General features: G+C 54.5%; 13 protein-coding genes. 3 read left to right on the forward strand and 10 right to left on the reverse strand.

Going from position 1 to position 16,851, the window contains the following annotated elements; all coding sequences use genetic code 11:
• Positions 1–80: 80 nt before the first annotated feature.
• Both ACR3E6_RS04315 and ACR3E6_RS04320 read right to left on the reverse strand, forming a co-directional pair.
• Positions 81–941: an HNH endonuclease gene (locus ACR3E6_RS04315; protein ID WP_480486001.1), complete on the reverse strand. Its 861-nt coding sequence runs from the start codon at positions 939–941 to the stop codon at positions 81–83.
• Positions 938–2,545: an AAA family ATPase gene (locus tag ACR3E6_RS04320; protein ID WP_171105905.1), complete on the reverse strand. Its 1,608-nt coding sequence runs from the start codon at positions 2,543–2,545 to the stop codon at positions 938–940. The genes ACR3E6_RS04315 and ACR3E6_RS04320 overlap by 4 nt, the downstream gene beginning before the upstream one ends.
• 171 nt (positions 2,546–2,716) lie before the next feature.
• Here ACR3E6_RS04320 and ACR3E6_RS04325 point away from each other — a divergent pair, with 171 nt between their 5' ends.
• Both ACR3E6_RS04325 and ACR3E6_RS04330 read left to right on the forward strand, forming a co-directional pair.
• Positions 2,717–4,567: an SIR2 family protein gene (locus ACR3E6_RS04325; protein WP_217351592.1), complete on the forward strand. Its 1,851-nt coding sequence runs from the start codon at positions 2,717–2,719 to the stop codon at positions 4,565–4,567.
• 2 nt (positions 4,568–4,569) lie between these two features.
• Positions 4,570–6,018 carry an argonaute/piwi family protein gene (locus ACR3E6_RS04330; protein WP_171105907.1) on the forward strand — a complete coding sequence of 483 codons (1,449 nt, stop codon included), beginning with the start codon at positions 4,570–4,572 and terminating at the stop codon, positions 6,016–6,018.
• Between the two features lie 401 nt (positions 6,019–6,419).
• On the opposite strand, the gene gyrB is transcribed toward ACR3E6_RS04330, so the two are convergent.
• Positions 6,420–8,837 (reverse strand): DNA topoisomerase (ATP-hydrolyzing) subunit B, encoded by a 2,418-nt coding sequence (gene gyrB / locus ACR3E6_RS04335; protein WP_152456615.1) that lies wholly within the window; start codon positions 8,835–8,837, stop codon positions 6,420–6,422.
• Between the two features lie 114 nt (positions 8,838–8,951).
• Positions 8,952–9,524 (reverse strand): TetR/AcrR family transcriptional regulator, encoded by a 573-nt coding sequence (locus tag ACR3E6_RS04340; RefSeq protein ID WP_480486004.1) that lies wholly within the window; start codon positions 9,522–9,524, stop codon positions 8,952–8,954.
• A 100-nt stretch (positions 9,525–9,624) separates the two neighbouring features.
• Here ACR3E6_RS04340 and ACR3E6_RS04345 point away from each other — a divergent pair, with 100 nt between their 5' ends.
• On the forward strand, positions 9,625–10,191 hold the full coding sequence (locus tag ACR3E6_RS04345) for a carboxymuconolactone decarboxylase family protein (RefSeq protein WP_210093236.1): 567 nt from the start codon (positions 9,625–9,627) through the stop codon (positions 10,189–10,191).
• Here the strand turns inward: ACR3E6_RS04345 and recF are convergent.
• From recF to mutM, 6 genes are all read right to left on the reverse strand, one after another.
• Positions 10,188–11,285: a DNA replication/repair protein RecF gene (recF, locus tag ACR3E6_RS04350; protein ID WP_480486006.1), complete on the reverse strand. Its 1,098-nt coding sequence runs from the start codon at positions 11,283–11,285 to the stop codon at positions 10,188–10,190. The two genes, ACR3E6_RS04345 and recF, sit on opposite strands and share 4 nt — an antisense overlap.
• A gap of 59 nt (positions 11,286–11,344) precedes the next feature.
• Positions 11,345–12,466, reverse strand: coding sequence for a DNA polymerase III subunit beta (gene dnaN, locus ACR3E6_RS04355; protein ID WP_171617360.1), 1,122 nt, complete (start codon positions 12,464–12,466; stop codon positions 11,345–11,347).
• 225 nt (positions 12,467–12,691) lie between these two features.
• Positions 12,692–14,077, reverse strand: a complete 1,386-nt coding sequence (gene dnaA, locus ACR3E6_RS04360; protein WP_480447268.1) for a chromosomal replication initiator protein DnaA — start codon at positions 14,075–14,077, stop codon at positions 12,692–12,694.
• Positions 14,078–14,633: 556 nt separating this feature from the next.
• Positions 14,634–14,897: a 30S ribosomal protein S20 gene (gene rpsT, locus ACR3E6_RS04365; protein WP_170345656.1), complete on the reverse strand. Its 264-nt coding sequence runs from the start codon at positions 14,895–14,897 to the stop codon at positions 14,634–14,636.
• 221 nt (positions 14,898–15,118) lie between these two features.
• Entirely contained in the window at positions 15,119–15,895 is a 777-nt protein-coding gene (locus ACR3E6_RS04370) for an enoyl-CoA hydratase (protein ID WP_117870917.1), read from the reverse strand.
• Between the two features lie 66 nt (positions 15,896–15,961).
• The gene (mutM, locus tag ACR3E6_RS04375) at positions 15,962–16,813 is read right to left on the reverse strand and encodes a bifunctional DNA-formamidopyrimidine glycosylase/DNA-(apurinic or apyrimidinic site) lyase (protein WP_480486010.1); all 852 of its coding nucleotides are present in this window, start codon (positions 16,811–16,813) and stop codon (positions 15,962–15,964) included.
• Positions 16,814–16,851 lie beyond the last annotated feature (38 nt).

Below are 16,851 nucleotides of genomic sequence, written 5' to 3' on the forward strand. Positions count from 1 at the left end.
GTGTTTAAAAGTACTGCGCAGCAACATCAGTCAATTTCTAAACTTGCTCCTATTTCGTTAAGTTTTGTTTTTTAATCTCTCTACACAGTGTCACCAGCCCTGACTCCCAAGTAACGTTCGGGGTTTGCACAGAACTGCGGCGTATCGGCTAAAGAACGAAACAGCGAGACGCGCCAGTCGTTTCGGTGAAAGGTTCCCACCAAGTTGTTGGCGCTTACATGCAAGAACTCACCAACAGAGTTTGGTCCCGACCCGGCAAGCAAAAGAATAGCAGTACGTTGTTCATTCAGAAACTTGTTGATTTGTTTCCGGTATCTCTTGTTTAGCTTTAAACGATCCAACTGGAATTGTAACTTTGCCGCCAGATTCGCATCTATTTCTGCTTGATTTATCCGAAAGCTCACTGCGAGAGTGTTCGCTTCGAGATTTACATCAGCAAGAAGAAAGTCTCTTTCTGGAAGCTCTTGAAAATATGGATGTATGAAACCCGGCCCGCATGCTGGCCCAAGCCCCGGTACAACGGTTCGCTTGGCATTATTGCAGGGACCACAACAGGGTACTAAATTACTGACATATATTGATAGTTCGCCAAATATACTTCTGGGCAAGTAGTGATCTAGTTGGCTGGGTTCGCCGAACCCACACAATGGGCATTCGTCAGTCGAAGCGAGCAGTCTTTCCCTTAGGTATTCCAAACGACCGCCAATTTGCAATTGTCCATATGCGTCATGTAGAGCAGACCTTGCGCTATCCAATTCTGTAGGCGTTAGGTTTGGATGAGGTTGCCCAAGCAAGTCTTCATAAAGTGAATAAACAGTATGAATAGCTTGCCTTTCTGCGGTGCTAAGGTCGTAGACTTTTTCGCCGTTTACAAAGGTCAAAGCGCGCTCCAACTCTTCGTCCGGATCGTCACTATCCTGACAACTTAACACCCACATCATAAATCCCTTTGTGCTAGCTCGCTTAGAGCAAAAGCTCGTGCCTGTAGGCTGAGGCCCAGATCAAATAGCTCCTCAATTTGTTCCAGCGAAAGTCCTCTCTCCACCAATGAAGACAGCACGGTATGGAAATCGGTTGTGTCTGATGTGAGGCCAAACACTTCATTGGAAATCTCACCTATGCTTTCGCCATACGTCTCGATCTTGGGACGACGAATTGTTGTCTCCCCACCGTTGCGCCGCACAACAGAAGTGTGGCGGTGAAGGGTTTCCTGCGCCACAACCGGGGAGTGGGTAGCAACAACACCGAACGCATCATTTTTCTCAAGAATAAGCCGCACCGCATGCATAAACGAGGCTAGCAAAGGTGGATGAAGATGGCTTTCGGGTTCATCAATCAAAACAATGGATTTCGGCTCTGTATAAGCAACAAGAGAAGCACTCGCATGCATCACGATTTTGTGGCCTGTGCTCCAGACCTGAAACCAACTGAGGGGGTTACCAATAACCGTAGCCGCTGGATTTACCCCTAGATCGGAGAATGAAGGATCGGTCGCAAGAACGTTGCAGACTTCAGAAAACACTTCCTGCCTGTCCATCTCTTCAATGCGTTTGACCGTGCGCTCAAACTCTAAAGCAAGTTGCTCACCTGTCTTGAACAAAACAGTTTCTTGACGATCTAGACCAATTTCTTGAATTGGCATTCCGTCTACGTCGCCAACACCCTCACTTCTTCGCACTTCCTTAGCAAGGTTCCGTAAACCGCAATAGTGATACCGCCCAGTGCCCTTCTCCAAGTCCTCAACAAGCTGATTTCGCTCACGGTAGTCGATTCCAGGTAGTTGAAAGGCATCAAAAGCGCTGTAGGCAATGTTCACAACTCGGGTAAAACCAATCCCCTCAGGGGACACTTTACCGAGCTTTGACAAGCTTTCGCCCGTACGGTCACGCTGAGATGCATGGAGTATTCGAGCAAGCCGCGACAGTAGAGTGCTTTTGCCCGACCCATTGCGTCCAATAATGACAGCCAGTCGATCAGGCAACACGCTACTTTGTTGGTGAACAACCGGTCGCGGAGCTTGAAAGTCTAGCACTAAAGGGTCGCGCCAGCCCGCCATTTGAAATTCAAGAGTTAGCCCTGTTCTGGCAACTCGATCATAGTTGCGCTCTAGCAAAACAGTCGCGTCTCTATGGAAGCTCTCCCAATCAATGAACCGCAGTATAGATGTTCTCCAACCTTCTTCCTCAACAAATGAATCAGCGTGATCAGACACGCTTAGTGCGTCGCGCAGGTGTTCCAAAATCTCAATCCGCAAAGGTTCCGACAGCTGCGCCAATCGTTCGTAGTAGTCAAGTTCTTGGCCGAGCGACACCCAAGCATCATCAAGTGGATTCAACGGCCCTGGTTGGAGTTGCAAGGGATCAGTCGATGTCTGTCCACGCCGAAGAAGTTTTACTGTACCAATGAGGCCACTGAATTCGTCTGTCTTTAAATACAGGTGATACTGGGTCTGAAAACTGTAATCGTTCCATTCGTCTTGCTGTAACGCCGCTCCTGAAAAGTCAGAGGGTTCCGAACGGGAAGGCGGAAAAACTGTGAATTTCATTGTAGGCTTATCTTGTTTTGCCGAGGAAGTGCTTGTTAACTCACTCTCTAGTTGTAGTCAGTTTTCGGATAAGTTCCAGCGGCTTCAGCAATCAAATGATAGCTTCGTCTCGTGCGTGCCTGTTAGCGTGCGTTCAACGCTTTCACTTCATTTATTGAAAAACAGTGCCTGGTGAAAAAATTGAGTTTATCTAAAGAAATTTCGGTCGTTTCAGCTTCAAAGTTCCAATCTAGCTACAACTTAAACCCGAGCGGCTTCGCTTGGTTTTTGGGAGCAGGAGCTTCGGCTTCTTCCGGGATTCCTACTGGTTACGACATGATATTGGATTTCAAGAAGGAACTTTTCTGCCAATTAAGTGGAACCAGCCGCAAGCAAGTGGACTCGAATGATCCTCTTTGGATTGAGAGGATCGAGTTGTTGTTGGCTAGCCGATCAGCTTTGCCACCTTCGGGCGACCCAACCGAGTATGCAGCAGCGTTCGAAGCAGTGTACCCAACTCAGGTAGAGCGTAGGGCGTACATAGAACGCGCTGTCATACAAGGCACTCCTTCATTCGCGCATCGAGGCCTGGCTGCACTGGTAACAGACGGACGAGTACCGTGCATTTTCACTACAAACTTTGACTCGATGGTTGAAACAGCCGCAACAATTACGGATCAATTGGTGGGAGCATCAAGCCGAGCCAACCTTACAGTCGCCGGAATTGATAACGCAGAAAGAGCTTCTCGGTGCCTAAGAGAATCTGACTGGCCTTTACTAGCCAAGGTTCACGGGGACTATCAGTCTACCGATTTAAAAAACACATCTAGCGAACTGGCGACGCAAGACCTCAAAATGCGAAGCGTTCTTACAGGCGCTTGTGGGCGTTTTGGACTCATAGTTGTTGGCTACAGCGGTAGAGATCAATCCGTAATGGATGCATTGAAAGATGCATTAAAAAATCAAAATGCGTTCCCGTCTGGGATTGTATGGATGTGCAGATCGGCAAGTCAGTTGCTGCCAGCAGTTGTCGACTTTTTGAACACTGCGCACTCATCTGGGATCAACACTTCTGTTCTCGAGTGTCATACGTTCGACGAATTGATTGCTGAATTGCTGGATGGAATAACTCTACCGCGTGAATTAGAGAAGCACGCATTCGTGGAGCTGTCAGAGAGGGTCAATCACGGCGCGTCATTACCAACAGAAGATCATCTCAAGTTCCCAGTTCTTCAAAGTTCAGCCCTGCCGATTCTCGAACTTCCGATTACCGCTCGAAAAATTACACTCAAATCGCAACTGAACACTCGGCAGGCCCAAGAAGTGCTTAAGGCGTCCAAAAGGGCGGGGGCCGTCGCAAGCACCGGTAGTTGGTTAGCTGCATTTGGTGCTGACGATGATCTTTTGAGTGCTTTTTCCGAGTACGGGGCTGAGCTGGCCGGCACTATCAATCTCGATATTGTCGAAGATAGTTGGGCGAAAGGTCTGGTCTATGATGCCCTCGTCCGCGCTATCTGCAAGACTCAACCTCTCGCGCCTCGTTTAAGGCGCAGTGGTCACCTTGTTGTGTTTAGCCACGGCAGACGCGACGAAGACGAAGCGTCCCAACGCAAGCGAAAGTCCGAACAATTTGAAGCAAAGGCAGCATATAGCGCACCTTTGACAGGGGCGATACCGACGCACAAAGAGTTCCTTTTCAATGAGGGTGCGCGCATCAAACTTGATCGAGTTCTAGACAGTTGGTGGTGTGTTTTTGAACCCACTACAGTTGTCAGGCCACCTCGGACTGACGATCTCGAAAAACGTAGGCGCAACGACGCAATAATTGCTGATTGGACGCGCGAAAGATGGGCAAGAAGGTATAACAATGTCTGGGCGAAAATTATCGCAGCGTGGATACCGATGATTGCTGGAAGGGATGGTGGATCGTTGAGGGCCTTTGGCGTTGAAGAACACCAAGGAGTCGACGCGAGGTTCATTATTTCGACCGTACCCGGTTGGTCTCGTCCTTCTCATAACCACCCTTATTTCCAGAGAGCGTAGAAATGGTCGCAGATTATTCAAAGTCCAAACTTCCACCTTTCACACTCTTGGATGAGCCAAAGCTTGCTTTCAACGAAAGCGGATCTGAACAAGATGTAAACCCACTAAGAGGCTTGGATCGATATGGCGCTTATTCCAGGGAGGTTTTCCCAAACTATACTCCGGAAATTCGCTTGGCCACAATGGGACCACTTAGCCAATGGCCTCGTATAAAGGGTTTGGTGACTACCCTTCGGTCGAGCCACGCTGCGGTGGACAGGCGAGAATATGTGCCAAAGTTTAGCGGCTTTGAAAACGTTTTTGGCATCCCTTTAGTGGCGGCTTCAGGAAACGCGCACATTAAGTGGGATGACGAGTTGGGCAACCTTGCACCAGGTGCGCCTCCTCACAAACAATTATCAAAGGCCTTGAGGGAAGGACTAGACCGCCTAAGCTTGGTCAGAGATCAATTCGATGTGGTTCTAGTTCACTTACCCGAAATGTGGAGAGCCGCTTTCAAAGCCGAAGGTTTTGATGCACACGATGAAATCAAAGCACTAGGAGCTGCCAAAGGCATTCCGACCCAAGTGATCAACGACCGCACTTTTGTATTTAATTACAAAGCTTCTCTGGCATGGCGTTTGTCGATTGCTCTTTATGTTAAGGCCGGCGGTGTGCCGTGGAAGTTGGGACCCCTGCCAGGTGTGCCCAAGCAAACGGCTTACATTGGACTTGCGTACTCACTTAGGAACAGCAGCGAGGGCGCCAAGTTTGTCACATGTTGCTCGCAAGTGTTCGATGCTGATGGGGGAGGTATGCAATTCGTCGCATACGAAGCCAAAGATCCCCACGAAGATTCTCCTGAATTGCGGAGAAATCCCTACCTAACACGAAGCGATATGCGTGCCGTTATGTCACGAAGTCTCAATCTCTACAGATCCAGAAATGGTGGCGCGCTACCGCAAAGGCTCGTTGTCCACAAGACGACTGATTACAAACAATCAGAAATTGAAGGCGTCTTGGACGCCACTTCGGCAGTCCCTGAAGTGGAGTGTGTAGAGGTTAATCAATCGTCGGCTTGGCGGTCTGTTTGGTTGACAGAAAACAAAGGTTCTGGAAGCCCCAGCAAACCGGATAGGTTCCCAGTGCCTAGGGGAACTACGCTTTTTAAGTCCGGGTATTCTGTTCTTGTCTGGGTAGCCGGAAACGCTCCAGAAGCTTCATTGGAACGAGACTATTACCAAGGTAAAAAGAGCATCCCTCTACCGCTGAAGTTGGTCAGGCACACCGGCTCTGGCCCATTAGAATGCACGGCACTTGAAGCGCTCGCTCTTACGAAGATGGATTGGAATAACGACGCTCTGTATGACCCTGTCCCAGTGACCATTAGGTACTCTCAGACCTTGGCCAAGACCATCGCCAACGTTCCAAGTCTTCCTGGAAGAGAGTACCCCTACCGATTGTTCATGTAGGATGATTTGAACCAAAAGGCAGAAATCTACAGTTCAGACACACTCGTCACCTATTAATAGAACTGTCAGACTTGACGGGAATACACAATCGAACTCCGCGAATGTCGACAATGCCGGTCGTGCTTGCAGTAATTGCAGGCGGGGATCAATTTTGGCTTTGGACCGACTGCCTAGTTCCGCTAAGGTCGGTTTCTGCGCATCACAGACCTTCCAAAGCGACCAGGCACGTTTTTTTTAAGTGTTCCAAGTGGATTCATGGCCATAACAACCCAAACCAAATGGATGACGCCAAAATCTGATTGAATTCGCCGATAGAACAAACATTCGCGCAGCGCAAAATTATGGGCGAACTACGCAAACTTATGGGGTGCGCGAAGTGTTATGCGCAAACCTACACATGATCAGAAATCCAGATTCTCAACACTCAAGGCGTTTTTCTGGATGAACTCCCGACGAGGTTCCACGACGTCACCCATCAACTTGGTGAACAGATCATCCGCCTCGACCATGTCATCCACGCGCACTTGCAGCAGCGTCCGCGCATCCGGGTCCAGTGTCGTTTCCCACAGCTGGTCAGGGTTCATCTCACCCAAGCCTTTATAGCGCTGCAAGGACAAGCCCTTTTCACCCTCTTCCAGAATGGCGCGCAACAAGTCCAGCGGACCGTGGATCATCTGGCTGCGATCACGACGGTTCAAAGTGGCCGGAGAGTTGTAGATCTCTTGCAGGCTCTGCGTAAAGCTGCCGGTCTTGCGCGCCTCGCCCGAGCGCAGCATCGGGCCGTCCAGCGTGCGAACCTCTTCGACACCGCGCAGGATACGGGCCAGCCGGATCCCGTGATCCTGTGTGATACGACCCTGCCAACCGCGTTCGTACTCCAACGCGATCAGATCCAGCCGTGCGGCGACTTTGTCAGCCACACCTTGCAGGTCAGCATCAACAGCGCCAGGCACAAAGGCTCCTGCAACGGCGGCCTGTTCCAGAATATGACGCGGGTAGTGCGTTGGAAACGCGTCCAGCACACGTTTCAGCTGACGCGCCTCATCCACCACGCGGGTCAGGTCCTGACCGATTATTTCCTCACCCGAGCCGAGTTTCAGAACAGCGCCTTCGACGCCCTGATTGATCAGATAGTCATCCAGAGCGGCCTGATCCTTCAGGTAAACCTCTGACTTTCCGCGGGAAACCTTGTACAGCGGCGGTTGCGCGATGTAGAGGTACCCGCCCTCGATCAGCTCAGGCATCTGCCGATAGAAGAAGGTCAGCAACAGGGTCCGGATATGCGCGCCGTCCACATCCGCATCGGTCATGATGACGATCTTGTGGTAGCGCAGCTTTTCGATGTTGAACTCATCGCGGCCAATGCCCGTACCCAGCGCCATGACGAGGTTGCCAATTTCCTGAGACGATAGCATCCGGTCGAACCGGGCGCGTTCGACGTTCAGGATTTTCCCCCGCAGGGGCAGAACCGCCTGCGTCAGACGGTCCCGGCCGGTCTGGGCGGAACCACCAGCCGAGTCACCCTCGACCAGGAAGACTTCGGTTTTCGATGGATCCTTCTCGGAACAATCCTTCAGCTTGCCCGCCAGATAGTTCACATCCATCGCCGTCTTGCGTCGGGTCAGCTCGCGTGCCTTACGCGCAGCTTCCCGGGCCAACGCAGCCTCGATGATCTTGCCGACGATATTCTTGGCCTCGTTGGGGTTTTCTTCGAACCACTCGGCCAGTTTTTCGTTCATCAGACCTTCGACAGCCGGGCGGACCTCGGAGGAAACCAGCTTGTCCTTGGTCTGGGACGAGAATTTCGGGTCGGGCACTTTCACCGACAATACGCAGGTCAAACCTTCGCGCGCATCATCGCCGGTGAAGCTGACCTTTTCCTTTTTCGCGATCCCGCTGGACTGCGCATAGTTGTTGATCGTCCGGGTCAAAGCCCCCCGGAACCCAGCCACATGGGTCCCGCCGTCGCGCTGCGGAATGTTGTTGGTGAATGGCAGTACCGTTTCGTGGTAGCTGTCATTCCACCACATGGCGATCTCGACACCGATATCGTCGCGCTCACCCTTGATATAGATCGGCTCGGGCATGGCCGGCGTTTTGGATCGGTCGAGGTATTTGACGAACTCCTTTACGCCGCCTTCGTAGAACAGCTCGGTCTCCAGCCGCTCGGCAGGGCGTTCGTCGATCAGGATGATCCGCACGCCCGAGTTCAGGAATGCCAGTTCGCGCAGCCGTTTTTCCAACGTCTCGAACGAGTATTCGAGATTCGAGAACGTGTCGGTCGACGCCAGAAACCGCACTTCGGTTCCCGTACGATCGCCGCATTCGCCGACAACCTTCAGATGCTCTGCTGTTTCACCGCCCTCAAATCGCGCCACGTGCTCTTTGCCCGCGCGCCAAATGCGCAGCTCCAGCCAGTCCGACAGGGCGTTTACTACCGAAACACCCACGCCATGCAGGCCGCCCGACACCTTGTAAGAGTTGCTGTCGAACTTGCCGCCCGCGTGCAGCTGGGTCATGATGACCTCTGCCGCTGAAACGCCTTCTTCCGGGTGGATATCAACCGGAATTCCGCGGCCGTTGTCGCTGACCGAAACGCTGGAATCCGCGTGAATTTTCACGGTCACATGGTCGGCGTGACCCGCCAGCGCTTCGTCAATTCCGTTGTCGACAACCTCATACACCATGTGGTGCAGGCCCGATCCATCATCCGTGTCCCCGATATACATCCCGGGGCGTTTGCGAACGGCCTCTAAACCCTTGAGAACTTTGATGGAATCTGCGCCGTATTCTTGAGGAGCCTGTGCGTCTTCGGACATTCAGTCAGTACCTATATTATTTTGGTACCTTATACGTTTTCTGGTGGGGATTGTCACGCGATCCCCCAATATTTTGTGTGTGCTCAAGTCGTTTTCTGCCCATCTGAATCCACCTCATAACCGGTCGATGTCAGAAGCGATATCCGTCGCGATTTCCAGCGCATCGACATCCTTGCGTTCGGCCGATAACCGAAGCCCCAGAATGTCCGACTGATACCGGGCCGCCAGCCGATCCGGGTCATGTTCAGGCCGGATTTCACCGACGGCCTGGGCGCTGCGGAACAGGTCGGCGAAACACGCCTTCATTTCCGCCATGTGACGCGCGGCCTGATCCGCAAGCGCATGATCCTTCGCCTGCAACTCGGCATATGTCTTTGCCAGCATGCAGGCCTTTGCCGGGTTCTCGACCGCTTCGATGACCAGACGTGGTTGCGCCTTGAGCGCCTCCTTCGGCCCCAGTCTTTCAGCAAGGGCTTTCAGGCGCGCCACACCTTCTTGCGTGTAGCTTTCCAGCGTCAACGCATAGAGCGCGTCCTTCGACCCGAAAGCCGCGTAGAAACTGCCGGGTTTCAGCTTCAATTCCCGTTCAAGGTCCTTCAGCGACGTACCAGCCCAACCCTGACGCCAAAAGATGTCACGGGCCTTCTCGATCAACGCGTCGCGATCATATGCGGGTTTGCGGGGCATCGGCATCACCAATTCTTGAACGTTCGCTCAAATATATACTTGAGTGATCACTCAAGAAACCCTAAATACCACCCATCGCGCCAGAAACAGGAGTTCCGACATGGCCACTTTCCCGTCTCATGACACAGAATCCGCACCCGAAGCATCCAAACCACTGTTGGAAAAGTCCCAGGCCGCTTTTGGCCGTTTGCCGGGCCTGCACAAGGTGATGGCAGAAAGCCCACAGCACCTTGAAGGCTATCAAGTTCTGCACAGCCTGTTCTTGCAGACCGATTTTGACAACGATGAGAAAACCGTCGTCTGGCAGACCATCAATGTGGAAAACGAATGCCATTACTGCGTGCCCGCGCACACCGGCATCGCAAAGATGATGAAGGTATCAGACGAAATCTCCCAGGCTCTGCGCAATGAAACCCCGCTGCCTTCGCCCAAACTCGAAGCGCTGCGCAGCTTCACCCTGCAAGTGATGGAAACCCGTGGCAACCCGACCGAGGAACAGCTTCAGGCGTTCTTCGACGCGGGCTATTCCCATCGTGCGGTTCTGGACGTGGTGCTGGGCCTTGCACAAAAAACCATGTCAAACTACGTCAACCACATGGCCAAAACACCGGTCGATGAAGTCATGCGCGGTTTCCTGTGGGAGCGCAAAGTCAACGAACCGGCCTAAGCCGCCACGACCGACCCCTCATCGCCTTCGGTCACGATCAGCGTCTGGGCCCGGTCACTCAACTCCTCAAACAGTTCAGGCCCGGTGCCCGTCATCCAGGCCTGAGCACCCAACGCACAAATCTCGTCATAAAGTGAAGCGCGCCGACCCGCGTCCAGATGAGCGGCCACCTCATCCAGCAAAACGATCGGTGGCGCACCCACCATTGCGGCCAAAGCTCGGGCATTGGACAGGATCAATGAAACCAGCAGCGCCTTCTGCTCACCGGTCGAACAATCCTTGGCGGGAACACCCTTGGCAGCAAAGACGCCATACAAGTCTGACCGATGCGGCCCAACCAAAGTCCGACCCGCAGCCAAGTCCCTGAACCGGCTTTCATTCAAAGCCTCGCGCAGATCCTCTGCCGTTTCGGGCATCGCGCCTTCGGTTTGCACCAATTCCAACTCGGCAGACGGAAAAGCCGTTTCCGCCTGATCCTGCGCTACCCTCAGATGGCTCAACGCCGCCAATCGCGCTGTGTGGATACGATGCCCCATCTCGGCCAACTGACCCTCAAGCGCAGCATACCAATGCGCGTCCCGAACCTGCTCTTTCAGCAAACGGTTCCGTTCGCGCATCGCTTTTTCGTAAGCCAGCGAGGCCTCTGCATGAGACGGATCAAAACTGAGCGCAATGCGATCAAGAAACCGGCGCCGGCCTTCGGCCCCTTCAATCCACAGGCGGTCCATGGATGGAACCAGCCAGACCACCCGCGCAAGTTTACCCAGATCAATCTGGGTGGCGGATTTTCCATCAATCCTCACCTGCCGTGCTGAACCCCCCTCAGACCAGGTTTCGATTTCGAAATTCTGACCCTGCGATTGCAACAGTCCCGACAGTTTCCAGCCCAGCGCCTCGGGCCGCCGCGTCATCTCGGCCGCGCTTGCCCGCCGCATTCCGCGACCGGGTGAAAACAAGGATACCGCTTCCAGAATATTGGTCTTGCCCGCCCCGTTCGACCCGTGAATAGCCACCGGCCGCCCGTCCAGAGACAACCGCGCCAGCTTGTGAGACCGAAAATGCGAGACCGTAAGCTCGGTCAGGGCCAATCCCATGACCCCTCCCTTCATTTTTTCAAAAATACTCCCGCCGGAGGCATCGCACGTCCGCGCGATCAGACGCGCATTGGCATGACGACGTAAACTGCGCTCTGGTCATTGCCTTCGCGCATCAGGGTCGGGTCGCCAGCTGAATTGAACATGAACACCGCATTCTCTCGATCCACCTGAGACGCGATCTCCAGCAGATATTTGGCATTGAACCCGATCTCCAGACGCTCATCACCATAGGCGACCGCCAGTTCTTCCTCGGCCGCGCCACTGTCTGGTGCGTTCACCGACAGGACCAGCTTGTCGCCATCCAGTTGCAGCTTCACCGCACGCGAACGCTCGGAAGACACCGTTGCCACCCGGTCCACAGCCTGTGCGAACTCGGCAGCATCCACTTCCAGCTTGCGCGTATTTCCTTGCGGGATAACGCGCGTGTAGTCGGGAAAGGTTCCGTCGATGACCTTCGAGGTCAGCGTGATATCCGGCGTGGCGAAACGCACCTTGGTTTCGCTGACCGAAACCGCGATATCCATTTCATCATCGTCCAGCAGCTTGCGCAGTTCGCCTACGGTTTTACGCGGGACGATAACGCCCGGCATACCCTCTGCACCATCCGGCAAATCGGCATCGATCCGAGCAAGCCGGTGGCCGTCGGTGGCCACGCAGCGCAGCACCTTGCCGCCATCGGATCCGTCGGCCACATGCATATAGACACCGTTCAGATAATACCGGGTCTCTTCTGTTGAGATTGCGAATTTCGACTTGTCGAACAACCGTCGCAGCAGGGCAGCCGAAGCCGTGAAATTTGATTGATACTCCGACGACGCCATGACCGGGAAATCCTCTTTCGGCAGCGTCGCCAGCGAGAAATTCGACCGACCCGCCTCAACCGTCAGACGCCCTGCCGCGCTGTCCGCGGTCAGCGTGACCAACGCTCCGTCGGGCAGTTTGCGCACGATCTCGTGCAAGGTGGTCGCGGCCACGGTGGTGGCACCGGCTTTCTCGACCTGCGCCGGGGCTTTGTCGACCACTTCGATATCCAGATCGGTCGCGCGAAACAGCGCCTGATCGCCTTCCGCCTCAATCAGGACATTCGCAAGTATGGGAATGGTATTGCGGCGTTCCACTACGGATTGGGCCTGCGAAACGGCCTTGAGAAGGGTGCCGCGTTCGATGCTGATCTTCATACCCTCAATTCCTCTGACTTGCGTACCGACATGGGCGGGACTGGCACGTTAGCGGTTCCACCCTGAGGCACAAGGATTTTTTACGGATTTCTGGGTTGGATTGCGTCCAGCGTCAAGGGCAGCGTGCCTGACAGGCACCAGTTCTGATCCAACCGTGGACTAATGCGCACAAGAAACGCCCCGGACCCAAGGAACCGGGGCGGTTTCCTGCATTAAAGGCGCGGATCAGGCTTCAAGCGACCGGCGCAGCATTTCGACGTCTTCAGCGATCTGACCGTCGGTCAGCTTCAACTCTTCAATGCGCTTGACGCCATGCATGACCGTCGTGTGATCGCGCCCGCCAAAACGGCGGCCAATCTCGGGCAGCGACCGGCTGGTCAACTGCTTGCACAGATACATCGCCACCTGACGCGGACGCGCGTAAGAGCGCAGGCGCTTCGGGCCGATGATGTCAGAAAGCCGGATGTTGTAATACTCGGACACCTTCCGCTGGATCTCTTCAACGGTGATTTTGCGTTCCGAGGCGCGCAGCACATCCGCCAGACAATCCTGCGTCAGTTCCATGTCGATCTCGCGGCCAACCAGCGAGGCAAAAGCGAACAGACGGGTCAGGGCACCTTCCAGCACCCGAACATTGGTCGAGATGCGATGCGCCAGGAATTCCAGAACGCCATCGGCAATCGCCAGGTCCGGATAGGATGAGCTGTATTGCTGCACCTTGTTCTGCAAAATGCCCAGACGCAGTTCATAATCGGTCGGGTGCAGATCAACCACCAGACCACATTGCAGGCGGGATTTCACCCGGTCTTCCAGATCCTTGATCTCACCCGGGGCGCGGTCGGCCGAGATGATGATCTGTTTGTTCTGATCCACCAGCGCGTTGAACGTGTGGAAAAACTCTTCCTGAGTGGAATCCTTGCCGGCGATGAACTGCACGTCGTCAACCATCAAAACGTCAACCGAACGGAACAGGTGTTTGAAATCCATCATCCGACGCTCGCGCAGGGCCTGCACGAACCGGTACATGAACTGTTCCGCTGACAGGTACAGAACGTTGAGTTCCGGATGTTTGGTTTTCAGCTCCCATGCAATGGCGTGCATCAAGTGGGTCTTACCCAGCCCCACGCCGCCGTACAGAACCAGCGGATTGAAGGTCACCGGCCCACCCTCGGATACTCGGCGCGCGGCCGCATGGGCCAGTTCATTGGGCTTGCCGACGACAAAACTGTCAAAGGTAAAGCGGGAATCCAACGGGGCAGCCTGAAGCGATTCCAATGTATCCTGCGCCGGGTCCTCGCTCGGCGCGGCGACAGGTTCAGGCTTTGCCAACGGTGGCGTATCGACAGCTGGCTTAGGCCGTGCAGGCGAGTTTGCAGCGACGCGGAAATCCAGACGCTGCACAGTTTCACCTGCGGTGTTCAGCTCGTATAAAATGAGGTCGGCAAAATTCTGGCTGACGTAATTGCCCATGAAATTGGTCGGCACCGAGAAAACCGCCACGCCGTCCTGAAGCTCCTTGAATTCCAAAGGCTCGATCCAGGTCGTATAATTGTTCCGACCGATGGCCTTCAGCAACTTGTTACGCAGTAGTCCCCATTTTTCTTGTGTCATTAAGCGCCTCACGCATCCCATTCTTATTGGCCTGTCAGCCTTATTCATACGAAGCCGGTTTCCCGGTGTTGTATTCACACGCAATAGGTATCCAATCGCCAAACCAGTCGGCTTGGCGGGACCATCCCGAATAGCCCGGCAACCCCCAGTTCTGACGCTCAGCAATAACGGAACGTCCCGAATATCGGGTTGCACGTCGCAATCTCAATTTTTAGACAGGGCCAAGATCACCGGGTTTATTCCGGCTTCCATGGCAGATCGGCAGCCTGGCTCAAGCCAGTCGTCGACAATTGTCCCCAGATCGCTCTGATGCCCGTCAGTTCGATCGGGAAAACAGCCTGTCCCCCCAAGCGAGTGAATCGCTGACATCAGTCGTAGCAATTCAGAGAGGGGCGCGGCAACGAAACTCTGATATTGACTCGGGTCTTTGGGCGAAAGAATCTCTCGGTTTTGTGAAGGCGCGGTTTTCTGGCAACACGACAAAAGGCGCCGTGATGCACGACGCCTTTTCAGAATGGTTCAGCCTTTCTGACGTGACCTTGGGTCACCCAAAAGCTTAGCCCAGTGCTTTGACGCGCGCGGACAGGCGCGACATTTTGCGGGCAGCGGTGTTCTTGTGGAAAACACCCTTGGTAACGCCGCGCATCAGCTCGGGCTGAGCCGCACGCAGAGCAGCAGTCGCCGCGTCCTTGTCGCCGGATGCGATCGCTTCTTCGACTTTACGCAGATAGGTGCGGATGCGCGAACGACGCGCTTTGTTGATTGCAAAGCGCTTTTCGTTCTGACGCGCGCGTTTTTTTGCCTGAGGCGAGTTTGCCATGTGAATCTGACCTTCGTTCGGTACGTTAATCTTGGGTTGCGCGCCACGGACATATCCGCACCGGATCAGAAATCACGAGTGTGAGTCGGGCCAAGCGGGCCGCACGCGCATGTATAGCGGGGGTCTTTAGCCAAGTTTCGAGAGATTGCCAAGTTGATTCTTGGAACAAGGGCCAAGAATATGGGGCGGGCTTGAAACACCCGCCTCAGAGGTCCCGCGCTTTACTTGTCGCGGAATTGCGCCGTGCGCTTTTCCAGGAACGCGGCCATGCCTTCCTTCTGATCTTCGGTAGCGAACATCGAATGGAAGACACGACGCTCGAACAACATACCTTCACTCAGCGGAAGCTCGTAGCTGCGGTTCACCGCTTCTTTCGCGGCCATTGCAGTCAATTGCGATTTCTCGGCAATCTTCTGCGCTGCGCTCACGGCCTCTTCGATCAGCTTCTTGGCCGGCACCACCCGGCTGACGAGACCCGCGCGCTCGGCTTCGTCGGCATCCATGAAACGCCCGGTCAGGTTCATGTCCATCGATTTGGATTTACCCACGAACCGCGTCAGACGCTGACTTCCACCCAGACCGGCAATGACGCCCAGATTGATCTCGGGCTGGCCGAATTTCGCGGTGTCCGCCGCGATGATGAAATCGCACAGCATGGCAAGTTCACAGCCACCGCCCAGCGCATAGCCCGCAACGGCCGCGATGATCGGCTTGCGAATCGCGGTCACACGATCATTCGCATCGGCAAAAAGGTTGATGTTGTAGACGTCGACAAAACTCATCTCGGACATTTCCTTGATGTCCGCGCCGGCGGCGAAGGCCTTGTCCGATCCGGTTATCACGATGCAGCGCACCTTGTCGTTGCTGTCCGCATCTTCCAGCGCGGTGCAGAGCTCACCCAGCAACTGGGTGTTCAACGCGTTCAACGCATCCGGTCGGTTGAGTTTGATAAGTGCGACGTGGTCTTCGATTTCGACGATGATCGTCTCAAAAGCCATGAGGAGAAAGCTTCCGGTTGTTCCGTTCAGGTACGATTCCTTACCACGCGAAAAACTTGGATCAAGCTATCTTTGGCATTGCGCACAATAGAAGGATGAGCGACCGGACTGGGTGATTCTCTTGATCGGCGCTCCGCACCCTTCGGTCCGGCAGGCCTCGCCCTCGCGGCCATAGACATCAAACTTGTGCTGAAAATATCCAAGTTCTCCATCGGCTTGGCGGAAATCCCGCAGCGAAGACCCACCGGCTTCGATGGCGTCCTGCAACACCTGCCGGATGATCGGAACAAGCGCCGCCACGCGGGGTGCGGAAATCTGTCCGGCTTTGCGACGTGGCGACACTCGGCCGCGATAAAGAGCTTCGCAAACATAGATATTGCCCAGACCGGCAACGATTCCCTGATCCAGCAGGGCGGATTTGACAGGGGTGTTCTTGCCTTTGAACGCCTTGATCAGGTGTTGGTCGTGAAAATCGTTGCCCAAGGGTTCAGGCCCCAGAACCGACAGCAACTTGTGATCTTCGGCGTTGGCCGTTTGCATCAGGTCCATCGCGCCAAACCGGCGGGGATCGTTGAAGGTGATGCGCGCGCCGTTGGCCATATGAAAGACCACATGGTCATGTTTTTGCACGGCGGGATGGTCATGGACGAATTGCCCCAACGGGTCACCCGACACCGTCATCCGCCCCGACATACCCAGGTGGATCAGCAACGTCTCACCGCTGCTGAGATCCGCCAGAATGTATTTCGACCGCCGCCGCAGCCGCTCCACCCGCTGCCCGGTCAGCCGTTCGGCCATACGTTCGGGGAACGGCCAGCGCAGATCGGGGCGGTTCACATCAGCCCGTTCGATCACGACCCCTTCCATGGCAGGACTCAGGCCGCGTCTTACTGTCTCGACCTCAGGTAATTCGGGCATTACAGGGCTCCTAATTCAAAGGGCCGCATTGTGCCCGC

It is taken from the genome of Ruegeria sp. AL3 (assembly GCF_056536065.1).